Origin of the sequence: Bradyrhizobium sp. CCGE-LA001 (assembly GCF_000296215.2) — a bacterium.
GTDB lineage: Bacteria > Pseudomonadota > Alphaproteobacteria > Rhizobiales > Xanthobacteraceae > Bradyrhizobium.
In genome coordinates this window covers 1,983,369-2,008,123 of sequence record NZ_CP013949.1, presented here as the reverse complement: position 1 = coordinate 2,008,123, position 24,755 = coordinate 1,983,369, and the positions used below count along the sequence as shown (strand labels likewise).

Sequence of the window (24,755 nt, the reverse complement as noted above, 5' to 3'; positions counted from 1 at the left end):
TGGTATGCCAGCCTTGCGGAAGCTCTACTCCCTCACCGGCAGCCAGATCTCGAATCCGCCATTGCCGGTTGCAGGATCGAACCTCTCATCGTAGCGCTCGAAGTTCGGCGCATCCGCAGCTTTGAGGCCAGCTGCCGGCAGCCACTGATTCCAGATTGTGTTCACGGTGCGTCGGATCGACGCGACGTGATCCGTGTGCGTAAAGACGGCATAGCGCTGCTCGGGGATGCGGATGCGGCTGAAGCGGCGCGGCAGGTCCGAGAAATCGCTGACCTCGGCACCGGCGATGTAGTCGAAATTACCGGCATCATCGCCGTTGCAGCAGATGCCATAGGCGACGTTGCCGACGCGCGCGGGAACGTCGGCAATCTCCGATGGAAGCGTTGCCACAGACCTGGGATCATGGCGCCGTTGTCACAGGCGATGCGCTCGCCGGGACCGGCGACGAGGAAGGCCTTCGCGGTTTCGAAACGCGGCGGGGCAAGATGGTCGAGCATGGTGGAGTCCATGAGGATCGGCTCCTGAAGCTTGAGATGGCTTACGCACGTTGCCGCCCTCACCGCTTCGGGCGTGGTGCCGAACTGGTCGCGGAACGCGCGGGTGAAGGCTTCGTGCGAGCCGTAATCGGCCTCCAGCGCCAGCGACAGGATGTCGGGTGCACCCTTTGCCAGACTGCGCGCAGCTTCCGTCAGCCGCCGCGCGCGCACGTAACGCATCACCGGGAGGCCGGTGGCTGCGGCAAACGCACGCACGATGTGGAACCGCGACACGCCGGATATCTCAGCGATCTCGTCGAGCGTCATCGGCTGGGCCAGATGGCTCTCGATATACCAGAGCGCGCGCTGGGCTGGATTCACGATGGTCGTCCTCGTTCGAAGCGCAGCAAGGGTGCGCCAGTCATTCCCCCTTCGCTTGATCGGCGTTGCTGTCCCGCATGAGGATAGTCTGGGAATGGCCACTGGCAACGTCCTCGCGTTCGCGGCTACACTCCGCGAGTTTCTGAACCGCTCACAAGAAAGCACGGAGGAACCGCGTCATGGACATCACCGATGTGCGGGCGCACCATATCCGCATTCCCTATGACGCCGGCGTCGCGAGTTTCCGCCAGGGCGCGTCCGCCATCAGCGCACTCGACATGGTGTTGGTCGAGGTCACGACCAATTCCGGGCTGACCGGCTGGGGCGATGCTTTCGCCTATGTCTGCCCGCGCACCACCCGCAGCGCCGTCGAGGAGATGATCGCGCCGCAGGCGCGCGGGCTGACGGTGCCGGATGCGGCCGGCATCCCGGCGGCCATGGAGCAGATCCAGCGCAATCTGCATCTGTTCGGCCGCTACGGCATCACTATGTTCGCGATATCAGGGCTCGACATCGCGCTGTGGGACCTGGCTGCGAAAATCAAGGGTGTTCCGTTGCATCGCTTGCTCGGCGAGACCAGGCGCCCAGCCATCCCGGCCTATGCGAGCCTGTTGCGGATCGGCTCGCCCGACAACATCGCGAACGAATGCAGGAAGGCTCTCGCGCTCGGCTATGGCGCCATCAAGCTGCATGAGACCACGGCCCCTGCGGTGTTCGCCGCGCGCGAGGCGATCGGGCCCAACATTCCGCTGATGGTCGACATGAACTGCGCGCTCACAGCCGCGCAGGGGATCGCCTTCGCGCAGACTTGCGCGGATGCGCAGCCGATGTTCCTGGAGGAGCCGGTGTGGCCGCCGGAGGATTTTGTTGCGCTCGCCGACGTCCGCAGCAGCGGCGGGCTCGGCATTGCCGCCGGCGAGAACGCCTGCACGGAATATCAATTTCGCCAGATGCTGGATGCGGGCGCGGTCAGCCACGCCCAGCCATCGGTCACCAAGGTCGGCGGCATTACGGAGTTCTTGAAGGTCGCGGCGCTGGCCGATCAGTTCGGCGTCAATATCGTTCCGCATTCCCCTTACTTTGGTCCCGGCCTGCTGGCGACGCTGCATTTGCTGGCAACGCGCGAGGACGGGCTCGTCGAGATGTTCTATCTGAAACGCGAGGCCTGCCTCTGGGGCGGCCACGCCGATGTCGATGCGACCGGCCATGTCGCGGTGCCCACGGGTCCCGGGCTTGGCTACGAGCCCGACCGCGGCGTGATGGAGCGATACCGCGTGACGTGACAGGCGCGCTTACTTGGAATCCTTGGCCGGCGGCGCGTCCTGCTTCTTCTTCTGATCCTCGGCCGTCTTGGTCTGAGCAGACTGGAGATCGGCGAGCGTCTTCTGCAGACCGGCCACCGTCGTCTTCAACGCGTCGATCTGGCGATTGGCTGCATCCAGCTTCTGCTGCTGATCGAGCGTGAGCTTGGTGATGGTCTTCTGGAGGAAATCGACATTGCTCTGAAGGCAGCTGGTGCGCCGCTCCATGGTCTTCTCGACGGTGCATATCTCGATACCGGGCACGTCCTGCGCGCGGACCGGCACGATCGCCAGCGTGGCGAGCAGCAACATCGCGAAACAGACGCCGGCGCTTCGGTACAGCATGCAGGTTCCTCGTCAGATCGATCACGGCAATGTGCGCTGTTTAAGCGCAGCAGCGTGAGGCTACCACACTCGTACCGCATTCTCGCGTTGAGCTTGCACCTGTTCCCTGGGACGGGAACGATGATCGGCACACGAAAGATGTGGGCGCTCTTTCCGCGGCTTTGTTTAGGGGAGATTTTTGGAATGGCAACGCGCGATAGACGTCTGGCGGAATTCGACGGCGCCGGAGAACCGCCACCGGGTCTTGCGGTCGAAGTGCTGTGCGAAGACCACAGCGGCACGTATCAGCTGCCGTTCGCCTGCCGTTATGTCGAGGGACGCTGGCGGAACAACGAGGCCGGAATTGCGGTCGAAGCGACCGTCATCGGCTGGCGCCTGCCGCGCATGAAGCATTCGGGCGCAGCCTGAGGCATCGTATCTGTTTCAAAATGCGACGGGGCCGCGCTCAGCTTTAACCTTCGGAACGCGGCCCGAACGAATCACGTCCGAATCAGCCGCCAAGCTTCGTACGCACCTGTTCACGGCTAGATGTCGCCGGCCGGCCAACCAGCTCACACAATATCTACTCAGGGCGGGATTCGGTTTGGGCTGATGCTTGGCGACAAAGGTTAACGGCATCAACGACATGAGCCGGACTCGCCGCCTGTCCTGGGGATGACGGTGCCCAGGCGCCGAAACAGGCAGGCCGCCGCAACGGCTGCCTAATATTCGACCTCGAGCTCCTCGATCTCGGCCGGCTCTTCCCGCGCGGCCGCGATCCATTCCTGCATCTCGGGCATGGCCATGATGGTGTCGGCATAGGCCTTCAGCGGCGGCGCGAGCTTGACGTCATAGGTGACGAAGCGCGTCACCACAGGCGCGTACATCGCATCCGCCATGGTGCGCTTCTCGCCGAACAGGAAGGGGCCGCCCGACTTTTCCAGGCAATCACGCCAGATGAACCAGACGCGGTCGATGTCGGCCTGCGCGCGCGACCAGATCTTGAAGCCGGGAAAGTGCCCCTTCAGATTGACCGGAAGCGAGGCGCGCAACGTGGTGAAGCCGGAATGGATTTCGCCCGAGATCGAGCGGCAATGCGCGCGCTGGATGCGGTCATCAGGCAATAGACCGGCGTCCGGCATCGCCTCATTGAGATATTCGGCGATCGCCAGCGTATCCCAGATCACGGCGCCCTCGTGCCGCAGGCAGGGCACCAGGATAGAGGACGACAACAGAAGGATTTCGGCGCGGGCGGATGCGTCGTCGGGCGCCGTGACGATCTCCTCGAAATCAAGCCCGGAGAACTTCGTCAGCAGCCAGCCACGCAGCGACCAGGACGAATAATTCTTGCTGCTGATGGTCAGTGTCGCCTTCGCCATTTGGCCCTTCCCTGAACCCGACGCCTGCTCGGCCCTCGGCGCGCGCCTACAAGCTGTGCTTTCGGCAAATTGAAGAGCAAGCGATGTGCCAATTCCAGGGGCGTCCGGCTCCCGCTTGGCTTCGATATTGCATAATGCCAGGGGGACAGGTGGGCATTTCAGTATGATGTCGATGTATTATCAGGCCTTTCAGAACCATATGGACCTCACCGCGCCCTGGCGGGCCGGCGCTTCATCCGCGCTCAGATTCCTCAACCTGGTGCCGCAGGGCGCATCGGACCAGGTGGTCGGCCGGCTCTCGGCGGCGCTGGAGCTGATCTCGCGCTCCACCCTCACCTACGACCGTCCGGCCTACGGCATCGACAGCGTCATGGTGGGCAACCGCGAGATCGCGGTCACCGAGGAGATCGCCTATGCGACGCCGTTCGGCTCGCTGCTGCATTTCAAGAAAGACGGCGTCGGCGAGCAGCCACGCATGCTGCTGGTGGCGCCGATGTCCGGCCATTTCGCGACGCTTCTGCGCGGCACCGTGAAGACGCTGCTCCAGGACCACGACGTCTACATCACCGACTGGCACAATCCGCGCGACATTCCGCGCAGCGAAGGCCGCTTCGGGCTCGACGACTACACCGAGCACCTGATCGACTTCCTCGGCCAGCTCGGTCCGCGCCCGCACATGGTGGCGATCTGCCAGCCCTCGGTCTCGGCGCTCGCGGCCGCCGCGGTCATGTGCGAGGACAATCATCCCGCGCGCCCTGCGACGCTGACGCTGATGGCCGGACCGATCGACACACGGATACAGCCGACCAGGGTCAACGAGTTCGCCAAGAGCAAGCCGATCGAATGGTTCGAGCGCAATCTGATCAACTACGTGCCGGTGCAATGCCGCGGCGCCTTGCGCAAGGTCTATCCCGGCTTCGTGCAGCTCACGGCGTTCGTCTCGATGAATCTCGAGCGCCACATCAAGCAGCACATGGATCTCGCCAACCACATCGCCAAGGGCGAGAAGGAGAAGGCGGCGACGATCAAGACCTTCTACGACGAATATTTCGCGGTGATGGATTTGCCGGCCGAGTTCTACATCGAGACCGTGCGCGACGTGTTCCAGGATCACCTGCTCCCGCAAGGCAGACTGATGCATCGCGGCCGACCGGTGAACACCAAGGCCGTCAGCCGCATGGGACTGATGACGGTCGAGGGCGAGAAGGACGACATCTGCGCGATCGGCCAGACCCTCGCCGCGCAGGACCTCTGCACCGGCGTGCGCGCCTATCGCCGCGTCCACCACATGCAGGCCGGCGTCGGCCATTACGGCGTGTTCTCGGGTAAGCGCTGGAACAACGAGATCTATCCGCTGCTGCGGGATTTCGTGCACGTCAATTCGTGACCGACATCCTCTTGTCTCCGAGCGGTCAAAAGGGCGAAACGGCGCATGCCTAATGCTCTTGCGCGAGCAGCTCTTTTGCTTCCACGAATTCAGGAAGATTCTGCTCCATCTCGAATGCGGCCAGCACGGGAGCGAGCAATTCGGATACCGCGCCTGCACGGCCATTTGCCTTGTGCAGGCGGGCAAGTCCAAGAGCGCTACGCAGCTCGAAGGTCTTCGTCTGCTGTTGTCGCGCGATCTCCAGCCCTCGCCTGAGGTCGTCTTCGGCGCTGGATTCGTCCGACGCACCATGGCGCGACAAGAGTTCACCGCGGGCACGATGCAGCTCGGCATCAAGCCAATGCTGGCCGGTCTGTTCGGTCCGGGCGATCAATTCGTTCAGGATTTCCAGTCCGGTTTCGACTTGGCCCACCTCTGCATTCGCCACGGCGACATGCATCCCCCAGAAAGGCTCGCAGAGGTAGCAATCGTTCTCCTGCAGCAAGGTCCAGCCGTGACGCATGTCCGTCAGTCCGGCCATTCGATCCCCGGCCCGCCACTTGGCCAGGCCATTCAGGTAGGTGCCCGCAGCCACGTACAGTGGCATCGTGTGGTCGCGCGCAAGACCGAGTGCCAGGATCGTCTCCGTCTGCTGCAACATGCCCCCGCACACCCCGTCGAACACAGCGCGATGAACCAGCGCGTTAGCCCGGGAAAGCGCCCGCTTTTCTCCCGAAGCCCCCACCGCTTCGGCAGCGAGCTTGCGCGCGCGCGCAATCATACCGAGCGGCCACAGCACCAGAGCAAGGAATCTCATGATCACGAACGGCAGATCCAGCGTCGAAGCCCGGAATGTCGCGGGATCCGGCTCGACACTGTAGATCGCCAGCGCCTGCTCGAGATGCGTCCTCGCGTTCAGATAGTCGCCCCCGAACCAGCAGGTGACGCCGCCCGTCCAATGGGCGACAACGGCGGCCACGGGTGAGTCCGGTCGTCGGTCAGCTGCGCTCCTGATGGCATCCGCCAGCTCCCGCATCGGAGCGAGTTCGCCGTGCGTCAAGCAGGCGTTGAAGAGCCCCGAATGAACAGGCGCAAGTTCAACAGGATCATCGATGTCGGCTGCGAACTGGCGCGCCCGCGTCCATGCCGCGATCGTTTCGGGAGCGCTGTGCCCGAGGCTGCCCCTCAGTGCACGGCCATACGAGATTTGAAGATGCAGCCTGCTCGTCATTCGGCGGGGCTCGTCAGGCAGCTCGTCAGCGGTCGAAATGGCCTTGCCGAGATGCGCGATCGCCTCGGAATAGGCCGAGCGTTTCAGTGCCTGCTGGCCCGCCTTGCGCCACCATTCGAAAGCGACCTCGCTCAGCCCCGCTTCGGTGAAGTGGTGCGCCAGAACTTCCGGCTCGGTCTCGGCGACGACTGGAAACCTCTCGCGCAGGACCTCGCCGATCCGCGTGTGCAGCAGCTGCCGTTTGCTCTTGAGCAGACTCTCATAGGCCGCTTCCTGAACAAGGGCATGCTTGAAATTGTAATTTGCCTCCGGCGGCGCTCCGCGGCGAAGCAGCAGTTCGGCCTCTTCAAGTTGTCCTAGCGCAGCGCTCAGCGTCAGATCATCGCGTCCCGCCACGTATTTCAGCAGTGCGTATGAGAAGTCGCGGCCAATGGCGGCGCCTATTTGCGCCACTTCCTTGACCGGAGCGAGCCGGTCGAGCCGTGCCATCAGCGAATCCTGCAGCGTGGCGGGAATAGCTAGCGGCGGGAGCGGACTGGTCAGGCGATAGCGCCCGGCATCTTCGATGAGCAGGCCGGACTCCAGCACCATCTTGGTCAACTCCTCGACGAATAGCGGCACGCCATCCGTCTTGTCGATGATCTGCTGCATCATCTCGCCTGGCAGCTGGCGACCAACGACCACCTGTTCGACCAGCGCGCGCGTATCCTGCCGATCCAGCCGGTCGAGCCGCAACAGACTGACATTCGCAAGGCCCGACCAGGAGGGCTCGAACTCAGGCCGGGAGGTCATGAGCACGAGTATCGGCAGGGCCCTGATCCGATCGACCGCAAGATCGAACAGTTCAAGTGTCGTGGCATCGGCCCAATGCATGTCCTCGCAGATGATCAGCAGAGGTTGATCGCGTGCCAACCCCTCAAGCTGGTCGAGTAGGACAGCAAATGTCTGTCGACGCTGCTGTGCCGGGCTCAGAGCGAGCGGCGGACAGCGGTTTCCGGGTGGAATCGAAAGGAGCGCCGCTATGAGCTGTGTTGCTGGAACGACCTGCTGTGTTCCGAGCACTAGCATCGCCTCGAGCTTGTCGAGCTTTTGCTCGGGCATGTCGTCCGAGCGAATACCGGCGGCGCGTTCGAGCTGCGCGACAAACGGATGAAGCGCACTGTTGGTATGGTAAGGCGAACACTGATATCGCACCCGGCGGTGCGCCCCCAATGCGGGGCTTTCAGAGAGCGTTGCGACTATCCGCGACTTGCCGATGCCCGCTTCACCAGAAATCAATACCATCTGCCCCTGGCCCTGCCATGCCTCCCGTTGGCGCGAGAGGATAAATTCGATCTCGTTCTTGCGGCCGACAAAGCCGATCGAGCGCGCGGCGCGGACTGCCTCGAAGCGGCTTTCGGATGCGGTCGCACCTTCCACCGCCCAGACTGCGATGGGTTCTGCTATTCCCTTGACCTCCCGGCGACCGAGATTGCGAAGAGTGAAGAGATCGCCAAGCAGCCGGCGCGTCGACGAAGCAACGACGACGACCCCCGGTTCCGCCAAGCTCTGGAGGCGAGCAGCGAGATTTGGTGTATCGCCGATGGTTGCGTGCTCCTCAGACGCATCTCCACTGATGAGGTCGCCGACCACCACAAGTCCGGTCGCGATTGCGATCCGCAGTTCAGCCCGTTCGCCGGCGCCCGTCTTGAGCTGGCGAATCGCCGCGATAATATCCAGGCCCGCGAGCACCGCGCGTTCCGCATCGTCTTCGTGGGCACGGGGATAACCAAAATAGACGAGTATTCCGTCACCGACGAACCGAGCTATCCTGCCATCATAGGCAGTAACAACGCTCGCGCAGGCAGCGCGGTAGGCCCGGATCACCTCCCACATATCCTCGGGATCGAGCCGCGCCGAGAGCGCGGTCGAGCCGACCAAATCGCAAAACATGACGGTGAGGTGGCGCCGCTCGGCGTCATGAGCGGGCGCCGACGATGCGATCAACGCGGCCGGATCGAGGTTGGCGATGGCACGCAGCATTTTGCGGCGATGACCGAGCAAGACTCCGAGCTTGTCAAAGTCCTCGTCCATCAGTTCGGGGAGGACGCCCACGTCGATCCCATTTTGGGCAAAACGCTCGGCGTATTGTCCAAGCCCCAACTTCTCGAGCCACTCCGCAATCTGCATGGCTCCACCGATCTTGTGGCTAGCGGTTAGCAGAATGTTGGACCACGGCCGCGCGGAAACAGTATCTCAACATCACCACGATGGCACGTCTTGTCTGTTGTGTGAAAACTTAGGTTACTAGGTACCGGCACGGTTCGCACCAGAACACTTATCGATGCGAACGACTGCACTACCAAACATCGCAGACGCGCAACGTTGGACGGCTGGGGTTGCGATGAGTCGACATTGCGCACTCCGGACCCGAAGCCGAATCTGCACGGTGGCTTGTGCTCACGTGAGCGTGCTTCCTTCATTGCTCGTTCGTGGGTGCATCGTTGTTGCGAGCCATCGTGCCCGCCGCAACTTGAAGCGAAGAACCCACCACCCAACAGCCGGCAACAAAGCCTATCAGGCCGTTGGGCAGGTTTTGATCAAGGACAAGGATGCTGACGGACAGAGTAGCCGCAATGGCCGCGCCGAAGGTTCCGGCCGCACTCATGATCTCAGCCGGCTCGGAGCCGTTCCATTCTTCCGAGATGCTCGATGACGAATTCCGTGCGACTTTGCCGGACAAATCAATACCGACATAATAGCTCAGAGCTCCATAGACCATTGTTATCAGCACAATCCAGCCGCTTTCAAACAGCCCACCTTTCTGGCGCAGCAGGGTCGCACCCACATAGAGGCCGCAAGAGGCCCCAACGGCTCCCAGTCCAATTCTTTCAAGGATATGTGCCGACTTGATCAGACTGGAACGGGCGATCCGAATACTGCCGAGGCGCCTTGCTAAGGAAAAGATGTTGGAAGTTGCGCTGCTTATCTTCATTGGGGGCTCCTCCTGAGCAAGTAGCAGCCGGCCGCTCTCGAATAGAGCTGCCAGGACGCGTTTCTCGATGCCCTTGATTCCAATTTCTGAAAAAGCTGTGCTGAGTGATGGGCTGGCTTGCTCGTGAGCAAGACGAGGAGCCAATCCAAAGCTGCGAGCACGCGGCTGCGCAGGCATTGCATCTCACCCGCGTTCGTCAATTAGATCCGGGTGGGGCAATTTCTTGCGGGAGTGGTAGTTCAGAAAGAGAGTGATCGAGTATGAAGCGGTTCACATACCACTTTTTCCTGACGCTGCACCCGGTCACGATTTCCGGAGGACGCGCGAAGCTCGCAGGTCAGGCCGATCACTTCTCGCCTCACACCTGCACCACGTGGCCAGGCGCCATCCAGGATCTGCCCCTGGATGGTGACGACGTAGCCGCGCTAGAAGGTCTTCCGCCTCAACTCATCCTGCGCCGCAGCGTCGCCGAGGGGGTTTCGCTGAACTTGTCGCGATAGGCGCCGGCCATGCGGCCGAGATGGGTGAAGCCGAGATCGAAGGCGATCTCGGTGATGGAGGCATCGGGCGCAGCTTTTGCAAGGCGGGCATTCAGAGCGGCGAGGCGCATATCCAGCAGCATCTGCGAGATCGACACGCCGAAGTGACGGCGGAAGCCGAGCTGGAGCGCGCGGATGCCGATGCCGGCGGCGCAGGCGAGCTGCGCGAGGTCGAGCGGCTCGCCCGCATTGTCCGCGAGATGGTCACGCGCGGCGCGGAGCGCGCGCGGCAGACGCTCGGCTCGACCTGCGAACATTTGAATCGCATCCGACAGGCCGTGGCGCTGGCCGTTGAGGAGGTGATCGAGCAACGCCTCGCGCCAGTCGGCCATCGCAAGCGGTGATAGTCTGCCGGAAGGACCAACGCGCTCGGCGAGCGTCATCAGCTCGGCAATACGCGCCCGCAACGCTCGCCCGGACGGCGCGTCCAAATCGATCACCGGATCGAATTCGACTCTGCCTGCCGCCCTGCCCGACAGCGCCGCGGCGCGCTGCTCGACCATGCGGCGATCGAGCAGCAGGATCGCCTGCGCACAATCGCGCCACATCATCCGGGTCGGGATCGTCGGCGACAGCAGCGAGGCCGTCCGTTCCGGCGCGGCATCGAGCTCGCGGGCCCCGGCACGAATGCGGGCGCTGCCTGCGAGCGGGACCTGGACCAGGAAGAAGCGATCGAGACAGCCGGGGTCGATGCTGACCGATCCGCCATAGGCGACGTAGTTGATGGAAAAGCCTGCGAATGCCGCGCAATTGTGCCGCGCCGAGAAGCCGTCCGCGCGCGCTTGTGTCGGCTTGAGATCATGCGGGCAGAAGATGCGCCCGATTGCTTCGGCCGCCTCGTCGACATCATCGGTCGTGACGCGGGCAAAGGCCGCGAGCCGTTCGGCGGCGGGGACCCTCGCGCTCATTTCCAGCACGGCTGCGGACATCGTCGACCACGCTTCGCGTCACGGAATTGCTTTAAGCCTATAATAGTTCGCACGACGCGAAAAGGGCCGCGCCCGCAAAATCGTCTTGTTGCATGGCAATAGCGCGGTGCGGATTCGTTTAGCGGATAGACAGGGACCCGTCCCGGGCCGATGCTCCGTCCTCGCCGGAATCCACGAGGAGGCGCGCATGACTGCACTCGAAAAGGGCATTACCGCGAACGGCACGGGCTATGGCGGCAAGACCTGGAATATCCTGGGCCAGGTCTATTTTCCCAAGGCCGTCACCGATTCCACCTTCGCATTCGAGACCAACAGCGATCCCGGCCAGTTCGTGCCGGTGCACATCCACCCGACCCAGGACGAGTTCATCCTGGTGCAGGAGGGCACGCTCGACCTCAAGCTCGACGGCAAATGGGTCAAGGCCCATGCCGGCGATCTCGTGCGCATGCCCCGCGGCATCCCGCACGGCTATTTCAACAAGTCCGACAAGCCGTGCCGCGCGCTGTTCTGGGTCTCGCCGATGCAGAAGCTGGAGGCGCTGTTCAACCAGCTCCACAATCTGACCGACCCTGCCGAAGTGGTGCGCATCTCGGCACTGCACGAGGTCGATTTCCTGCCGCCAGAGGCCAACGAGTAGGCGTCCGGCCTCTTCGTCTACCTTCACCCGTTGGCAGCTCGGTCGGCCGCGCCTTGCGGTCGAACGTCGCTGCTTGCGCGCGAAACATCTCGATTGCGAGCAACCCCATGGTCAACCCAAAACATGTCTGCGTAATCGGCGGCGGCGTCTCCGGCCTTGCTGCCGCCAAGGCGTTCTCCGCCCGCGGCCACCGCGTCACCATCGTCGAGCGCAGCGGCGATCTCGGCGGCGTCTGGGAGCCGGCTCGCTCCTATCCGGACGTGCAGACACAGAGCCCGAAGGAGCTCTACCGCTACACCGACCGCGCCATGCCCGATGCCTATCCGGAATGGCCGACCGGGCCGCAGGTCCATGCCTACCTCGCCGATTACGCCAAGAGTTTTGGCCTCGACCGCATGCTGCGTTTCAATACGTCCGTCGCGGGCATGGCGCGCCGCGCCGACGGCAAGCCGGGCTGGACGCTCGCGCTGACCGGCAAGGACGGCGCGACCACGAACGAGGACTTCGATTTCGTCGCGGTCTGCACCGGCCAGTTCAACGAGCCGCGCGAGCTGCATTGCCCCGGCGAGGACGGCTTTCTGGCCCGGGGAGGCCAGATCCTGCATTCGTCGACATACAACGATGGCGCCCTGGCGAACGGGCGCCGCGTCGTCGTCCTCGGCGGCTCGAAATCGGCGACCGACATCGCGGTCAACGCGGTGAAGGCGGGCGCACGCGAGGTGACGATCGTGATGCGCGAGCCGGTCTGGCGCATCCCCTACTTCATCGGCGGGCTCGTGAACTTCAAGCGCATCCTCTACATCCGCGCGCAGGAAGAGATGTTTCCGGGCTGGGGCATCGGCCCGATGGCGCGGCTCGCGCATCGCCTGGCCGCACCGCTGGTCTGGGCGAACTGGCGCGGGCTGGAGAGCCTGCTGAAGACGCAACTCAAGCTTGGCCGCTGCAACATGGTGCCGAAGGAGCGGATCGAGGACGGCGTCAACTGCTCGGTGCCGATCGCAACGCCGGGCTTCTATCCGATGGTCGCCGACGGCCGCATCAAGGCGGTGTTCGGCACGTTCGATCGTTATGACGGCGACAGCATCGTGATGAGCGGTGGCGAGCGCATCAAGGCGGACGTCGCTGTGCTCGCGATCGGCTACAAGCTCGGCGTGCCGTTCCTGCCTGCGGCCTACCAGCAGAAGCTGGTCGATGCCGACGGCCAGTACCGGCTCTATCGTCTGATCGCCAACCCCGATCTGCCCGAGCTTGGCTTCGTCGGCTTCAACTCGTCGTTCTGCACCGTGCTCTGCGCCGACCTCGCCGCCAACTGGCTGGTACGCTATGCCGACGGCCGGCTCGCCAATCAGCCGACGGCGCAGCAGATGCGCGACAACATCGAGATGATGCTGCACTTCAAGCGCGTCGAACGGCCGGCCGCGGGCGTCTATGGCGGACTGTGCGTTGCGCCCTACCACTACCGCCATTTCGACGAGCTGATGGCCGACATCGGCGCGAAGAACCAGAAGCGCGGCGGGCTTGCCGGGCGCTTCGCACCGCCCGACGCGGACGCCTATGCCAAGTTCCTGGCGACCGCGCCGGACTACCGGGCAGCGTGAGGAGATCGCGGCTGAACGGGATTTGCATCTCGCCAGCCTGCGGCTTCGATGTTTACGATCTCCCAGGCCAGCGAATCGATGGGAACCGGCCATGGGATTGAGACGCCTTGCCGCCGCAGCATTTGCGGTGCTCGCCTTGCTCGTCATGGCACCCGCCTTCGGGCAGACTGGGCTTACGTCCCAGCAAGCGGCTGCGGTCGCTGCCCATGATCGCGCGCTCGCCGATTTCAAATCCATCCTGGCCGAGCGACGGCGTCAGATCGATGCGAAAGAGCGCTTGCCGAACCTACCCGGACAAGCGCTCTACCTGGCGCGCGTTGCCGTGATCAGCACCTACAAGGATCTCACGGACGCCATTCCTTCCCGAATCGGAAAGCCCAACAAGTTCGAGATACCTCCGGCCTATTTCGACGCTGCCATCGAGCCGCTGATCGACGAATATGCCGCATTGTTCGAGATCATGGAGGCGCCGCCCGCCGGCGCGCAGAAATCGCCGACGCCGTTCAAGGATGTCGTCGATCTCGCCGTCGCGATTGCACGCGCCAAGGGGCTGGCATCGCATCACGCGGAAATCGCGGGGCGCATCAGTCTCGGGCTGTTCTATGCGGAAACCAACGGCAAGCAGAACGTCCGCAATGCGCGCTCGAACACCTATATGGGCAGCTTCCAGACCGGCCCTTCCGAAGACCGCAACGGCCTGAAGAAATGGGACAAGATCAAGGGCGACATCGCGGCGATCGATCCCGAGCTGAGCGCGCGCGACGACAAGGAAGAGGCGCGGGCCCGCGGCACCGATCATCGCTTCAATCACTGGACCAATGTGCGCGACGGGCTGATGAATGCTCACGCTGAAATTTTCCGCGAGATCCCGGGGATCGTGAAGACGCTGCCCGACCCGATCGACCAGATGAAACTGTTCCAGCTGATCCAGATCGTTCCGACCCCGACGCGGTCGGCGCTCAAATCGGGCGATCTCCTGAACTACAGGGTGTCCAGTCCCACGGTCATAAAGTATTTGCGCAACAACAGCATCTTCGCGTTCGGACGGGCCGACCGGGCAAGGACCTCGGCGAGCTTCCGCGAGATTCTCGCGGCGATGTGGCTGTTCAACCGCAAGTTCGAGAAAGCGATGGCGAAATATTCGGAGATCAAGGCGCGCTGAGGGATCGGTTGCAACTGCTACCGGACGTTGTAAGATCTCGACCTCATCGGCGGCACGGAGCTTCCATGCGCCTCCTCATTCTCGGCGGCAGCCAGTTTCTCGGCCGGGCGATCGCAAGCCATGCCTGCGCTGCCGGTCACGACGTGACCTGTGCAGCCCGCGGGCTTGCCGGGCCAATTGCGGCAGGCGCGCGCTTCGTGCGAATCGATCGCGACGTCGCGGACGGTCTCACGCCACTGACCGGCGAGACGTTCGATGCCGTGGTCGACGTCTCGCGTCACCCCGGCCAGGTCCGCCGCGCGGTCGCAGCGCTGAAGCGGCCGGGTGTGCATTGGACTTTCGTGTCAACCGTCAGCGTCTATGCCGACAATCGCATACCGGGACAACGCGCCGACACGGCGCCGCTGCGCGAGCCCGCTTCGGCGGACATCGCGCACAGCACCGATGCCATCTATGGCGCGGCCAAGGTCGCCTGCGAACAGGCCGTCGGCGGCGATGCCTTCATATGCCGTGCCGGCCTGATCGCCGGGCCGGAGGACCCGACCGGGCGCTTTGCTTACTGGCCAGCGCGGCTCGCGCGCGGCGGCGAGGTGCTGGCGCCGGGATCACCGGAGGACGCCGTCCAGCTCATCGATGTGCGTGACCTCGCGCAATGGATCGTGCATGCCGCAGAGGTTCGTCTCACCGGCATCTTTGACGGGATCGGACCGGTGCGCAGGCGCGGTGAGTTCCTGGCCGAGTGCGCCTCGGCGCTGGACGCATCCTGCACGTTCACCTGGGTCGATCGCACTTTCCTGGAAGCGCATGACGTGCGGCGATGGGCGGGTCCGCGATCACTGCCGCTCTGGCTGCCGCTGCCCGACTTCGCCGGCTTTATGACACGAGATACCTCGCCGGCGCGCGAGGCCGGATTGACTGCTCGGCCGTTCGCAGCCACGGCGCGGGATACGCTTCATTGGCTCCGCGCCAGCAACGGGCCGGTGGTCGGTCTCAGCGCCGATGAGGAAGGCGCGGTGCTTTCCGCGTGGCACGCGCGCGGCGTGACTGCCACCGCAATCTAGCCGGCCCGTAAGCTACTCCGTCCGGATCGGAGAATCCTTCAAGCCGTTATTGTCATAAGCCTTGCGCAGCGTGCCGTTCGCCGTTGCGTCCGTCATGAATTTGGTGACGAAGGCCAAGGCCCGGCTGTGGCCGAGCGGGACGGCGACGGCGGTCACCGTTTTCTTGAAGGTTTCGTCCAGCACCTTCGTGCCCGGAATCTTCTGCGCCATCTTGTTGAGCTGGTCGCGCGACAGCGCGAAGGCATCGATGTCGCCGCTCTTCAGCAGGCCGAAAATTTCATCATAGGTCTGATAGCCGGTCACCTTTGCATGCTTCAGATGTGCGATGGCGCCGCGCATGGTGGTGGTGGCATTGACGGCCGCGACCTTCATGCCGGGCTGATCGAGCGCGGCGAAACTGGTGATGCTCGACCCCGGCTTGACGATGTAAGTGGCATCGGCGACCTCGTAGATCGGGCCGAACGACATCTTGGTCTCGCGCTCGGGGTCCTTCGGGAGCCAGGTGACGTCCCACGTCCCTTTTGACGCGGCATCTGTGATCTGCCCGGAATTCTGGTGCACGACATATTCGACGGGCACGCCGAGTTGCGCCGCCATATCCTTGCCGAGGTCGACCGGAACGCCGGCATAGCCGGCGTCGGTCCTGGTCGACCAGAACGCTCCGCCCGCCGGGCTGATCGCGATCGCGACACGCAACTTGCCGGTCGGCGCGATCTCGTCTTTCAGGCCATCGGCTAGCGCGGGCATGGCGACCGCCGCTGCGAGAACGAGGCCGGCGAGGGCCGACCGGAATGGGGTTGGCATGTCATGCTCTCCGCACCTTTTCTTCTTTTGACCCATCACGTCGATCACACGGCCTTTGACACAATTCTGGTCGATCGTGCGCCCAGTGAAAAGCCCTTTGTCCTGACGAATCCGTCAAAGGGCACACCACCGTTTGCAGTGCAAGGCCCGTGACTGCCATGGCTATGGTGTTCCACGGCCGGGCATTTGTTGGTAGCCTGCCGCACCGACAGAGAGCAATCGGGGGCCACCGAATGACGCGCGCGAATCTCGCATCTTCCGCACGACGCAAGAAAGCGTGGAGCCATGTCGGGCGGGGCTTGGCGGCGGCATCCATCGTCGTTGCGCTCGCCGGCTGCGAGGACAAGAACACATTCGTGGCTCCGCCGCCGCCCAAGGTGGACGTTGCAACGCCGGTGCAGCGTGCGGTGACGCGCTATATCGAGGCGACCGGCAACACCGCGCCGATCAAGAGCGTCGATCTCGTCGCGCGCGTGCAAGGATTTCTGCAATCGATCGACTACCAGGACGGCACCTTCGTCAAGCAGGGCACCCAGCTCTTCACGATCGAGCCCGAGACCTACAAGCTCAAGCTTGAGCAGGCGCAGGCCGCCGAGGCCGGCGCGCAGGCCTCGCTCAAGCAGGCCGAAGCCGATTTCAAACGGCAGGTAGAGCTGGTGCAGCGCCAAGCGGTCTCGCAGGCGACGCTCGACACCTCGACGTCGACCCGCGACAACGCTCAAGCCAGTCTTCAGCAGGCCCAGGTCAATACCAGGCTCGCCGCAGTCAACTACGGCTACACCAAGGTGACGGCGCCGTTCGACGGCGTCGTCAGCGCCCACCTGGTCTCGATCGGCGAGCTCGTCGGCGTCTCCTCCCCGACCCAGCTCGCAACCATCGTCGCGTTGGATCCGATCTATGTGAACTTCACCGTCAACGAGCAGGACGTGCTGCGCATCCGCGCCGAGGCGGCACGCAGGGGACTGACGCCCGCTGACATGAAGCAATTTCCAATTCAGATCGGCCTGCAGACCGACACCGGCTATCCGCATGAGGGGCATCTCGACTACGTCTCGCCGACCCTCAATCAATCGACCGGCACGCTGGCGGTGCGCGGACTCGTCCCCAACGACAAGCGGGTTCTGCTCCCCGGCTATTTCGTCCGCGTTCGCGTGCCTTTCGACCAGGAGAAGAGCGCGCTCCTCGTCCCCGACACCGCGCTCGGCAGCGACCAGGGCGGCCGCTACCTCCTCGTCGTGAACGCCGACAACACGGTCGAGCAGCGCAAGGTGCAGATCGGCCCCGTCGACAACGGCCTGCGCGTGATCGAGAGCGGCCTGAAGCCGGAGGACCGCGTGGTCATCGCCGGGCTGCTGCGGGTGATCCCGGGCCAGAAGATCGACCCGCAGGTGACGAAGATCGAGCAGCCCCAGGCGTCTGCCAAGTAGGAGCGCCAGCCATGATCTCAAAATTCTTCATCGAGCGGCCGGTCCTCTCGAACGTCATCGCGCTGCTGATGATCCTGATCGGCGGCGTCGCGCTGTTCAATCTCGCGATCGCGCAGTATCCCGACGTGGTGCCGCCGACCGTGCAGGTGACGACGCGCTATCCCGGCGCCAGCGCCAAGACCGTGATTGACACTGTGGCGCTGCCGATCGAGCAGCAGGTCAACGGCGTCGAGGACATGCTCTACATGCAGTCCTACAGCGCCTCCGATGGTACCTACACGCTGACGGTGACCTTCAAGATCGGCACCGACCTCAACTTCGCACAAGTGCTGGTGCAGAACCGCGTCTCCAGCGCGCTGTCGCAATTGCCGCAAGCCGTGCAGAACCAGGGCGTCACCGTGCAGAAGCGGTCGACCTCGATTCTGTTGTTCGTGACCCTGACCTCGCCGGACTCCAGATACGACAGTCTGTATCTGAGCAACTACGCCACCATCAACATCCGCGACGAGCTCTCGCGCCTGCCCGGTGTCGGCAACGTCACCGTGTTCGGCGCCGGCCAGTATTCGATGCGGGTGTGGCTCGATCCGAATAAGCTGCAGGCGCGGGGCCTGGTGCCGCAGGACGTCATCAACGCAATCCAGCAGCAGAGCCAGCAGGTCTCCGCCGGCCAGGTCGGCGCGCCGCCGACGCCACCGGGCCAGGCCTTCCAGTACACGCTCAACGTCAACGGACGGCTCGACGACACCAGCCAGTTCGAGAACATCATCGTCAAATCGGGCAGCAGCGGCGACGTCACGCGCGTGCGCGACGTCGGCTGGGTCGAACTGGGCGCGCAGACCTACAGCCAGATCTTCTCCCTCAACAAGCAGCCGGCGGTCGGCATCGGCGTGTTCCAGTCGCCCGGCGCCAACGCGCTCCAGGTCGAGCAGGCCGTCGAGAGGAAGATGGCGGAGCTCGCCAAGCGCTTCCCCGAGGGCGTCAAATACGACACCCCGTTCGACACCACCAAGTTCGTGGAGGCCTCGGTGCACGAGGTCTACATGACGCTGATCGAGGCCGGCCTGCTCGTGTTGGTCGTGATCCTAGTGTTCCTGCAGGATTGGCGCGCGATGCTGGTGCCGGCAACGACGGTGCCTGTGACGATCATCGGCGCGTTCGCCGCGATGGCAGCGCTCGGCTTCACCATCAACATGTCGACGCTGTTCGCGATCGTGCTCGCGATCGGCATCGTGGTCGACGACGCCATCGTCGTGGTCGAAGGCGCCGCCCACAACATCGAGCAGGGCATGAATGGCCACGACGCCGCGATCAAGGCGATGGACCAGCTGTTCGCGCCGATCGTCGGCATCACGCTGGTGCTGATCTCGGTGTTCCTGCCGGCTTCGTTCCTCGCTGGACTGACCGGGCGTATCTATTCGCAATTCGCGCTGGTGATCGCCGCGACCGCGCTTCTGTCCGCGATCAACGCGGCGACGCTGAAGCCGACGCAATGCGCGCTGTGGCTGCGGCCGGCGGTGCCGCCGGAGCAGCGCAATTTCTTCTACCGCGGCTTCAACGCCGTCTATAACCGCGTCGAGCGCGGCTACACGCGGTTGATCACCTTTCTCGTCAAGCACGCCACTGTCTCCGTCGCGTTTGCGCTGCTGATCATCGCAGCCAGTGGCTATGGCCTGTCGCGGGTGCCGACCGGCTTCCTGCCGATCGAGGACCAGGGCTATCTGATCGCCGCCGTGCAGCTGCCCGACGGCGCCGCGCTGGAGCGGACGCAAGCCGTGCTCGACCGAGCGAGCGCGCTGATCAAGGACACGCCCGGCGTGGCGCAGGTCATCACCATCGCCGGCATCTCCGCGCTCGACAACAGCGCCAGCCTTGCCAATGCCGGCGTCGCCTACATCATCCTGAAGGACTGGGACGCGCGCAAAGGGCCCGGCGAGGATCTGCGCTCGCTGGTCTTCGGGCTCAACGACAAGCTCGCGACCATCATGGAGGCCCGCACCATCGTGCTGCCGCCGCCGCCGATCCAGGGCATCGGCAACGCCGCGGGCTTCTCGATGCAGGTCGAGCTGCGCGACGGCAACAGCGATTTCGCCAAGCTGCAGGCGATCACGAGCGCGATGGTCAGCAACGCCGGGAGCCAGAGCGCGCTCCAGCGCGTGCAATCCTCGTTCCGCTCGTCGGTGCCGCAGTTCAACGTCGAGATCGACCGCGTCAAGACCCAGACCCTGCACGTCACCACCGACCAGGTGTTCTCGGCGCTGTCGACCTATCTCGGCTCGTCCTACGTCAACCAGTTCAACAAGTTCGGCCGCGTGTTCCAGGTCTACACCCAAGCCGATCCGGCCTTCCGCGTCACCGAGCGCGACATCGCCAACATGCAGGTGCGCAACTCGAACGGCGACATGATCCCGATCGGCACTATCGCCAAGATCACGCCGGCGACCGGACCGTCGCTGATCAGCCTCTACAACCTCTATCCGTCCTCGACCGTGATCGGCCTGCCGGCGCAGGGCTATTCATCGGGCCAGTCGCTGAAGCTGATGGAGGACATCGCGGACAAGACTCTGCCGCCGGGTACCGGCTATGAATGGACCGCGATGTCCTATCAGGAGAAGGCGGTCTCCAATCAGATCTATTGGGTGTTCGGCCTTGCCATGCTGCTGGTCTATCTCGTACTCGCCGGCCAGTACGAGAGCTGGTACGCGCCGATCTCGGTGATCCTCGCGGTGCCGCTGTCGCTGCTCGGGCCGATGCTGATCCTCAGCGCGCTCAAGATCGACAACAACCTCTATTGCCAGATCGGCCTGATCCTCTTGATCGCGCTGTCGGCGAAGAACGCGATCCTGATCGTCGAGGTCGGGCTCGAGCTGCACGGCCGCGACGGCAAGCCGGTCATCGAATCGGCGATCGAAGCAGCGCGTGCCCGCTTCCGGCCGATCCTGATGACCTCGTTTGCCTTCATTCTCGGCGTGGTGCCGCTGGTGCTCGCGACCGGCGCCGGCGCCAGCGCGCGCAAGTCGATCGGCATCACCGTGTTCTCGGGCATGCTGGCCTCCACCTGCCTCGCAGTGCTGTTCGTGCCGGCCTTCTTCGTGGTGGTGCAGCGTTTCGAGAACTGGCGCGCGAGCAGCAAGGCCCCGAAGGCGCAGCCGATGGCGGAGGTGAAGCCGTAATTATTCCGCAGCCTCAAAACAAGATGCGAAAACAACCCCATGCACAGTAGGGATGATGTTGAAATCGCTCGGAAACTTTCGGATTAGCCGAACCGGTTGCTTCGTCGGGCAAAACAGAGGCAGAATGGCATGATCAGCGATATGCGTGACTTGCCGCCGCAGCAACGCCTACACGTTGCAGCTTGTGCGGGACACGAGACCGGCGTCCTCACGCCGCCTGCGGCGTCCTGATCTCGCGGGGCAGGATCAGAGCGGCGGCGATGGCGAGCAGGCAGAGGGCGGCGAAGGCGTGCAGCATGGTGACGAAGCCGCCCTGCTCGTAGAGCCAGGCGACCAGGCCGACCGAAGCGCCGGCCGCGGTGAAGCCGACGAAATAGCGCACCGCATAGGCGCGCGAACGCCACTCTTCGGTGGTGTATTTGCCGACCATGGCGTCGTTGACCGTGACCTGCCCGAACGCCCCCATGACGATGCCGATCGAAACCACGATCAGCGGCAGGTTGGACAGACTCGCGGCCAGATACAGGAACGGCGCCAGCATGAAGGACAGCGGCAGCGCCACCGTCTTCAGCGAATAGCGGTCGAGCAGCCGGCCGATCGTGTATTGCGTCATCGCGCCGAACACGTAGACGCCGGCCGCGATGACGCCTAACAGCGCCGGGCTCCTGGTGAGGTCCGCGAGCCGCTCCGCGAACAGCTTTGGCAGCGCCACGGTGACGGCGTTGAACGTGGTCGAGATCGCGATCACGACGATCAGCAGCGATAGAATCACGCGCCACATGTCTTGCTTCGCCACCCGCGCCTGCGCCGCCGCCTGCTTGGAGCCCTTGCGGTCCTCGTGCACGACCATCATCGCGAAGGCGATGCCGATCAGGATGGTGACGACGCCGGGGACGATGAAGGCGGCGCGCCAGCCGAAATATTGGCCGATCACCCCGGTGACGAGCGCGGACGAAGCGACGCCGAGATTGCCCCAGACGCCGTTGATGCCCATCTCGCGGCCGAGCCTGTCGGCGTAGGACACGATCATGGCTGTGCCGACCGGATGATAGATCGAGGCGAAGATGCCGATCGCCAGCAGCGCGGCGCCCAGCTGCGCCGGGGTCTGCACGAAGCCGACCGCGATCATGGAGGCCCCGATGCCGAGGAAGAAGATCAGCATCATGTGGCGGCGGCTCCAGCGGTCGCCGAGCCAGCCGGTCAGCAGCGAGCCTGCGCCGAAGGCGACGAAGCCCGGCGTCGCGTAAGGCAGGAGTTCCGAATAGGCCATGCCGAGGGCCGGCCCCATGATGATGACCGCGGCTGCAAAGATCAGCATCGAATAATGGTCGATGAAATGGCCGGCATTGACGAAACTGATGACCCGGCTGGGGCTGTTCATACGAATCCTCTCCTGCTCCGAAATGAGTTATATGTCTTGCCCATGACGGGGTGCCGCCAATGACTGTCTTGGAAACGCCAATTCTGCGGGAGGTCCGGAGCAACCACCGCTCGCCCGCAGGCGTGCACCTGGTCGCGCGCGATTACCCCAAAGGCATGCGGATCGACCCGCATCTGCACCGCGAGGCGCAGCTCATCTATGCGGCGAAGGGCACGATGCAGGTGACGACACCAGGGGGACGCTGGCTGGTGCCGCCGGACCGCGCGGTCTGGGTACCCGCCGGGCTCGAGCATGCCATTGACCTGCTCGCCGACATCGAGATGCGGACGCTGTATTTCGACCTGGCCTGGCTCAAGCGCGAAAAGCGCTATGAGGGATTGACCAGGGAGTTCGTGGTGCGGGTGTCGCCGCTGCTCAATCAGGCGATCCTCGCGCTGTTCGACGCGCGCAATACCGAGGAGCGCACCGAGCTCCTGGTGCGCCTGGTGATGCTGGAACTGCACCAGGCCGAGGATTCCGCGACCTTCGTGCCGCTGCCGCGTGAAGCGCGCTGCCGCCGTGCCGCGATGATCGTGCTCGACGATCCCACCGGCCTGCACGACATCGACACGCTGGCGCGTGAGGTCGGAACGTCCGCGCGGACCTTGTCGCGGCTGTTCTCGACCGAGACGCAGCTGAGCTTCAAGAGCTGGTGCCAGCGCGCGAGGATTGCGGCCGCGATCCAGCTGATATCGACGGATGCAACCGTGTCGGTGAAGCAGCTTGCGACATCGCTCGGCTATGCCAGCGTGCCGGCGTTTTCGGCCGCGTTCCGCCAGGTGACGGGGCGCACGCCGACGGAGTTTGCAACACACTCGGTGTCATCGCCCGACTTGATCGGGCGATCCAGTACTCCGAGGCGGCGCGGCTAACCCCGAGAAGCCGCGGCGTACTGGATGGCCCGGTCAAGCCGGGGCATGACAGCGCACCGTCGGATGCATGGCGCCACTAAAGATACAAAGTTCACCTGCTTGATTGTGATCGGCTTCCCCCTAAATCCCGTGTAAGCTTCCCGCATCGCACAAACCTGATACGAAAGCCCAGATGGCCAATGCCTTCTTCTCCGACCTGCTCGCCACCATCTCCGAGCGCGGCCGCACGCTGCTGCGTCGCGGAGATTCCGCCGATACCAGGCGGGATGCCGACGGACTGATTGAGCTCTGCGATGCGCTGCTGTCAGGCCGGGGCGAAGCCTCCGGCACGGCGATGGCGCGTGAGGTGCTCGACATCTACCGGGAGCTCGACCCGGCCGGACGCCGCGCCTTCTTCGAAGGGCTGGTGCGCGATTTCGGCCCCGACCGGGAACGGCTGTCGAGGGCGATCGAGAAATGGCGCGCCAGGCCGACCGACGAGGACGCGAGCTCGTTGCACTTCGCCTCTGAGCCGCGGCGGCAGGAGCTGATCCGTCGCCTCAACCGCGCGCCCGGCGGCACCGGCGATCTCGTCAACATGCGCGCCGACCTGCTCGGCATGATGAACGGGCATACCGATCTCGCCGCGCTCGATCGCGACGTCTCGCATCTTCTCTCTTCGTGGTTCAACAGGGGGTTTCTCGTGCTGCGCAGGATCGACTGGTCGACCCCGGCCAACATCCTCGAAAAGATCATCCGTTACGAAGCCGTGCACGAGATCTCCGACTGGGACGATCTGCGCCGCCGCATCGATCCGGTCGATCGCCGCTGCTACGCCTTCTTCCACCCCGCAATGGTCGACGAGCCCCTGATCTTCGTCGAAGTGGCGTTGACCGAGACCATCCCCGGCGCGATCCAGCCCCTGCTCGCGGTCGACCGCCAGCATCTGCCGATCGAGCGCGCACGCACCGCCGTATTCTATTCGATCTCCAACACCCAGCGCGGCCTTGGCGGCATCTCCTTCGGCAGCTTCCTGATCAAGCAGGTGGTGGAAGAGCTGCGCCGCGAAACGCCGAAGCTCGACACCTTCGTGACGCTGTCACCGGTGCCCGGCTTCATGGCCTGGGTGAAGCAGGACAAGGATTTGCCGCTCTCGGACGAGGACCGCGAGACGCTGAAGCGTCTCGACGATCCCAAATGGTTCGAGAGCCCCGAGACGACCGCGCTGCTGCGCGGCGTGATCGAGCCGCTGGCAGCGCATTATTTCCTCAAGGCGCGCACGCCGAAGGGCAAGCTGATCGACTCCGTCGCCCGCTTCCATCTCGGCAACGGCGCGCGGCTGGAGCGCATCAACTGGCTGGGCGATCTCTCGCCCAAGGGCGTGCGCGAATCCGCCGGCGTGATGGTCAACTATCTCTACCGGCTCGACGACATCGAGAAGAACCACGAAGCCTACGCCAATGACGGCGAGGTCGTGGCGTCGAGCGCGGTGAAGAAGCTGCTCAAGGGCGAAGGACGGCGGTTGCTGGATATGCGGTTATCGTAGAAGGCAGCGCTAGTGGCCTGCGCTGATCCATAGCCACAACCTCAGTCGTCGTCCCGGACAAGCGAAGCGCAGATCCGGGACCGTAACCACAGGGAGACGTGGTTACGGGGACTCGGAGCTTCCAGTTCGCGCCACGACTCCTCCCTGGGGTTATGGGTCCCCGCCTTCGCGGGCACGAC

General features: G+C 64.0%; 18 protein-coding genes and 1 pseudogene. 11 read left to right on the top strand and 8 right to left on the bottom strand.

Annotation, left to right across the window (positions count from 1 at the left end; all coding sequences use genetic code 11):
• Window positions 1-24: 24 nt before the first annotated feature.
• Window positions 25-857 (bottom strand): annotated as a pseudogene (locus BCCGELA001_RS09555) (GyrI-like domain-containing protein).
• Between the two features lie 179 nt (window positions 858-1,036).
• On the opposite strand from BCCGELA001_RS09555, the gene BCCGELA001_RS09550 reads away from it, so the two are divergent.
• Complete coding sequence (locus BCCGELA001_RS09550) at window positions 1,037-2,140, top strand: mandelate racemase/muconate lactonizing enzyme family protein (RefSeq protein ID WP_060735144.1); 1,104 nt, start codon at window positions 1,037-1,039, stop codon at window positions 2,138-2,140.
• Window positions 2,141-2,149: 9 nt separating this feature from the next.
• Here BCCGELA001_RS09550 and BCCGELA001_RS09545 read toward each other — a convergent pair whose 3' ends face one another.
• The gene (locus BCCGELA001_RS09545; protein ID WP_008559705.1) at window positions 2,150-2,503 is read right to left on the bottom strand and encodes a hypothetical protein; all 354 of its coding nucleotides are present in this window, start codon (window positions 2,501-2,503) and stop codon (window positions 2,150-2,152) included.
• A gap of 183 nt (window positions 2,504-2,686) precedes the next feature.
• On the opposite strand from BCCGELA001_RS09545, the gene BCCGELA001_RS09540 reads away from it, so the two are divergent.
• On the top strand, window positions 2,687-2,911 hold the full coding sequence (locus BCCGELA001_RS09540; RefSeq protein WP_008559707.1) for a hypothetical protein: 225 nt from the start codon (window positions 2,687-2,689) through the stop codon (window positions 2,909-2,911).
• A gap of 293 nt (window positions 2,912-3,204) precedes the next feature.
• On the opposite strand, the gene BCCGELA001_RS09535 is transcribed toward BCCGELA001_RS09540, so the two are convergent.
• Complete coding sequence (locus BCCGELA001_RS09535; RefSeq protein ID WP_060735143.1) at window positions 3,205-3,861, bottom strand: glutathione S-transferase family protein; 657 nt, start codon at window positions 3,859-3,861, stop codon at window positions 3,205-3,207.
• A 163-nt stretch (window positions 3,862-4,024) separates the two neighbouring features.
• On the opposite strand from BCCGELA001_RS09535, the gene BCCGELA001_RS09530 reads away from it, so the two are divergent.
• Window positions 4,025-5,248, top strand: a complete 1,224-nt coding sequence (locus BCCGELA001_RS09530; RefSeq protein ID WP_008559712.1) for a polyhydroxyalkanoate depolymerase — start codon at window positions 4,025-4,027, stop codon at window positions 5,246-5,248.
• Window positions 5,249-5,297: 49 nt separating this feature from the next.
• Here BCCGELA001_RS09530 and BCCGELA001_RS09525 read toward each other — a convergent pair whose 3' ends face one another.
• The 3 genes from BCCGELA001_RS09525 to BCCGELA001_RS09515 form a co-directional block, all read right to left on the bottom strand.
• On the bottom strand, window positions 5,298-8,627 hold the full coding sequence (locus BCCGELA001_RS09525) for an adenylate/guanylate cyclase domain-containing protein (RefSeq protein ID WP_060735142.1): 3,330 nt from the start codon (window positions 8,625-8,627) through the stop codon (window positions 5,298-5,300).
• Window positions 8,628-8,916: 289 nt separating this feature from the next.
• The gene (locus BCCGELA001_RS09520) at window positions 8,917-9,609 is read right to left on the bottom strand and encodes a hypothetical protein (protein ID WP_236840838.1); all 693 of its coding nucleotides are present in this window, start codon (window positions 9,607-9,609) and stop codon (window positions 8,917-8,919) included.
• Between the two features lie 265 nt (window positions 9,610-9,874).
• Entirely contained in the window at window positions 9,875-10,900 is a 1,026-nt protein-coding gene (locus tag BCCGELA001_RS09515) for an AraC family transcriptional regulator (protein WP_008559736.1), read from the bottom strand.
• Between the two features lie 187 nt (window positions 10,901-11,087).
• Between BCCGELA001_RS09515 and BCCGELA001_RS09510 the strand changes: the two genes are divergently transcribed.
• The 4 genes from BCCGELA001_RS09510 to BCCGELA001_RS09495 all read left to right on the top strand — a co-directional run bounded on the left by BCCGELA001_RS09510 (window position 11,088) and on the right by BCCGELA001_RS09495 (window position 15,358).
• Window positions 11,088-11,537: a cupin domain-containing protein gene (locus BCCGELA001_RS09510; RefSeq protein ID WP_008559739.1), complete on the top strand. Its 450-nt coding sequence runs from the start codon at window positions 11,088-11,090 to the stop codon at window positions 11,535-11,537.
• A gap of 107 nt (window positions 11,538-11,644) precedes the next feature.
• The gene (locus BCCGELA001_RS09505) at window positions 11,645-13,135 is read left to right on the top strand and encodes a flavin-containing monooxygenase (RefSeq protein ID WP_060735141.1); all 1,491 of its coding nucleotides are present in this window, start codon (window positions 11,645-11,647) and stop codon (window positions 13,133-13,135) included.
• 91 nt (window positions 13,136-13,226) lie between these two features.
• A complete protein-coding gene (locus BCCGELA001_RS09500; RefSeq protein ID WP_008559756.1) occupies window positions 13,227-14,297 on the top strand; it encodes a hypothetical protein in 1,071 nt (356 codons plus the stop codon).
• A gap of 65 nt (window positions 14,298-14,362) precedes the next feature.
• A complete protein-coding gene (locus BCCGELA001_RS09495) occupies window positions 14,363-15,358 on the top strand; it encodes an NAD-dependent epimerase/dehydratase family protein (protein ID WP_060735140.1) in 996 nt (331 codons plus the stop codon).
• Between the two features lie 12 nt (window positions 15,359-15,370).
• On the opposite strand, the gene BCCGELA001_RS09490 is transcribed toward BCCGELA001_RS09495, so the two are convergent.
• Entirely contained in the window at window positions 15,371-16,162 is a 792-nt protein-coding gene (locus tag BCCGELA001_RS09490) for an ABC transporter substrate-binding protein (protein ID WP_060737572.1), read from the bottom strand.
• A 233-nt stretch (window positions 16,163-16,395) separates the two neighbouring features.
• Between BCCGELA001_RS09490 and BCCGELA001_RS09485 the strand changes: the two genes are divergently transcribed.
• Together BCCGELA001_RS09485 and BCCGELA001_RS09480 are read left to right on the top strand one after the other, a co-directional pair.
• Window positions 16,396-17,589, top strand: coding sequence for an efflux RND transporter periplasmic adaptor subunit (locus tag BCCGELA001_RS09485; RefSeq protein ID WP_008559774.1), 1,194 nt, complete (start codon window positions 16,396-16,398; stop codon window positions 17,587-17,589).
• An 11-nt stretch (window positions 17,590-17,600) separates the two neighbouring features.
• Entirely contained in the window at window positions 17,601-20,759 is a 3,159-nt protein-coding gene (locus BCCGELA001_RS09480; RefSeq protein ID WP_060735139.1) for an efflux RND transporter permease subunit, read from the top strand.
• A gap of 208 nt (window positions 20,760-20,967) precedes the next feature.
• Here the strand turns inward: BCCGELA001_RS09480 and BCCGELA001_RS09475 are convergent, their stop codons facing one another.
• Window positions 20,968-22,140, bottom strand: coding sequence for an MFS transporter (locus BCCGELA001_RS09475; protein ID WP_008559784.1), 1,173 nt, complete (start codon window positions 22,138-22,140; stop codon window positions 20,968-20,970).
• Between the two features lie 59 nt (window positions 22,141-22,199).
• Between BCCGELA001_RS09475 and BCCGELA001_RS09470 the strand changes: the two genes are divergently transcribed.
• Together BCCGELA001_RS09470 and BCCGELA001_RS09465 are read left to right on the top strand one after the other, a co-directional pair.
• Window positions 22,200-23,051, top strand: a complete 852-nt coding sequence (locus tag BCCGELA001_RS09470; RefSeq protein ID WP_060735138.1) for an AraC family transcriptional regulator — start codon at window positions 22,200-22,202, stop codon at window positions 23,049-23,051.
• 172 nt (window positions 23,052-23,223) lie between these two features.
• Complete coding sequence (locus BCCGELA001_RS09465) at window positions 23,224-24,576, top strand: malonyl-CoA decarboxylase (protein WP_008559800.1); 1,353 nt, start codon at window positions 23,224-23,226, stop codon at window positions 24,574-24,576.
• Window positions 24,577-24,755: the final 179 nt, after the last annotated feature.

Bases quoted from the DNA above. Each gene is read 5' to 3' on its own strand.
- BCCGELA001_RS09535 (WP_060735143.1), bottom strand. From the start codon at position 3,861: ATGGCGAAGGCGACACTGACCATCAGCAGCAAGAATTATTCGTCCTGG.
- BCCGELA001_RS09520 (WP_236840838.1), bottom strand. From the start codon at position 9,609: ATGCCTGCGCAGCCGCGTGCTCGCAGCTTTGGATTGGCTCCTCGTCTT.
- BCCGELA001_RS09465 (WP_008559800.1), top strand. From the start codon at position 23,224: ATGGCCAATGCCTTCTTCTCCGACCTGCTCGCCACCATCTCCGAGCGC.
- BCCGELA001_RS09490 (WP_060737572.1), bottom strand. From the start codon at position 16,162: ATGCCAACCCCATTCCGGTCGGCCCTCGCCGGCCTCGTTCTCGCAGCG.
- BCCGELA001_RS09480 (WP_060735139.1), top strand. From the start codon at position 17,601: ATGATCTCAAAATTCTTCATCGAGCGGCCGGTCCTCTCGAACGTCATC.
- BCCGELA001_RS09470 (WP_060735138.1), top strand. From the start codon at position 22,200: ATGACTGTCTTGGAAACGCCAATTCTGCGGGAGGTCCGGAGCAACCAC.
- BCCGELA001_RS09550 (WP_060735144.1), top strand. From the start codon at position 1,037: ATGGACATCACCGATGTGCGGGCGCACCATATCCGCATTCCCTATGAC.
- BCCGELA001_RS09495 (WP_060735140.1), top strand. From the start codon at position 14,363: ATGCGCCTCCTCATTCTCGGCGGCAGCCAGTTTCTCGGCCGGGCGATC.
- BCCGELA001_RS09485 (WP_008559774.1), top strand. From the start codon at position 16,396: ATGACGCGCGCGAATCTCGCATCTTCCGCACGACGCAAGAAAGCGTGG.
- BCCGELA001_RS09500 (WP_008559756.1), top strand. From the start codon at position 13,227: ATGGGATTGAGACGCCTTGCCGCCGCAGCATTTGCGGTGCTCGCCTTG.
- BCCGELA001_RS09475 (WP_008559784.1), bottom strand. From the start codon at position 22,140: ATGAACAGCCCCAGCCGGGTCATCAGTTTCGTCAATGCCGGCCATTTC.
- BCCGELA001_RS09505 (WP_060735141.1), top strand. From the start codon at position 11,645: ATGGTCAACCCAAAACATGTCTGCGTAATCGGCGGCGGCGTCTCCGGC.
- BCCGELA001_RS09540 (WP_008559707.1), top strand. From the start codon at position 2,687: ATGGCAACGCGCGATAGACGTCTGGCGGAATTCGACGGCGCCGGAGAA.
- BCCGELA001_RS09525 (WP_060735142.1), bottom strand. From the start codon at position 8,627: ATGCAGATTGCGGAGTGGCTCGAGAAGTTGGGGCTTGGACAATACGCC.
- BCCGELA001_RS09530 (WP_008559712.1), top strand. From the start codon at position 4,025: ATGATGTCGATGTATTATCAGGCCTTTCAGAACCATATGGACCTCACC.
- BCCGELA001_RS09515 (WP_008559736.1), bottom strand. From the start codon at position 10,900: ATGTCCGCAGCCGTGCTGGAAATGAGCGCGAGGGTCCCCGCCGCCGAA.
- BCCGELA001_RS09510 (WP_008559739.1), top strand. From the start codon at position 11,088: ATGACTGCACTCGAAAAGGGCATTACCGCGAACGGCACGGGCTATGGC.
- BCCGELA001_RS09545 (WP_008559705.1), bottom strand. From the start codon at position 2,503: ATGCTGTACCGAAGCGCCGGCGTCTGTTTCGCGATGTTGCTGCTCGCC.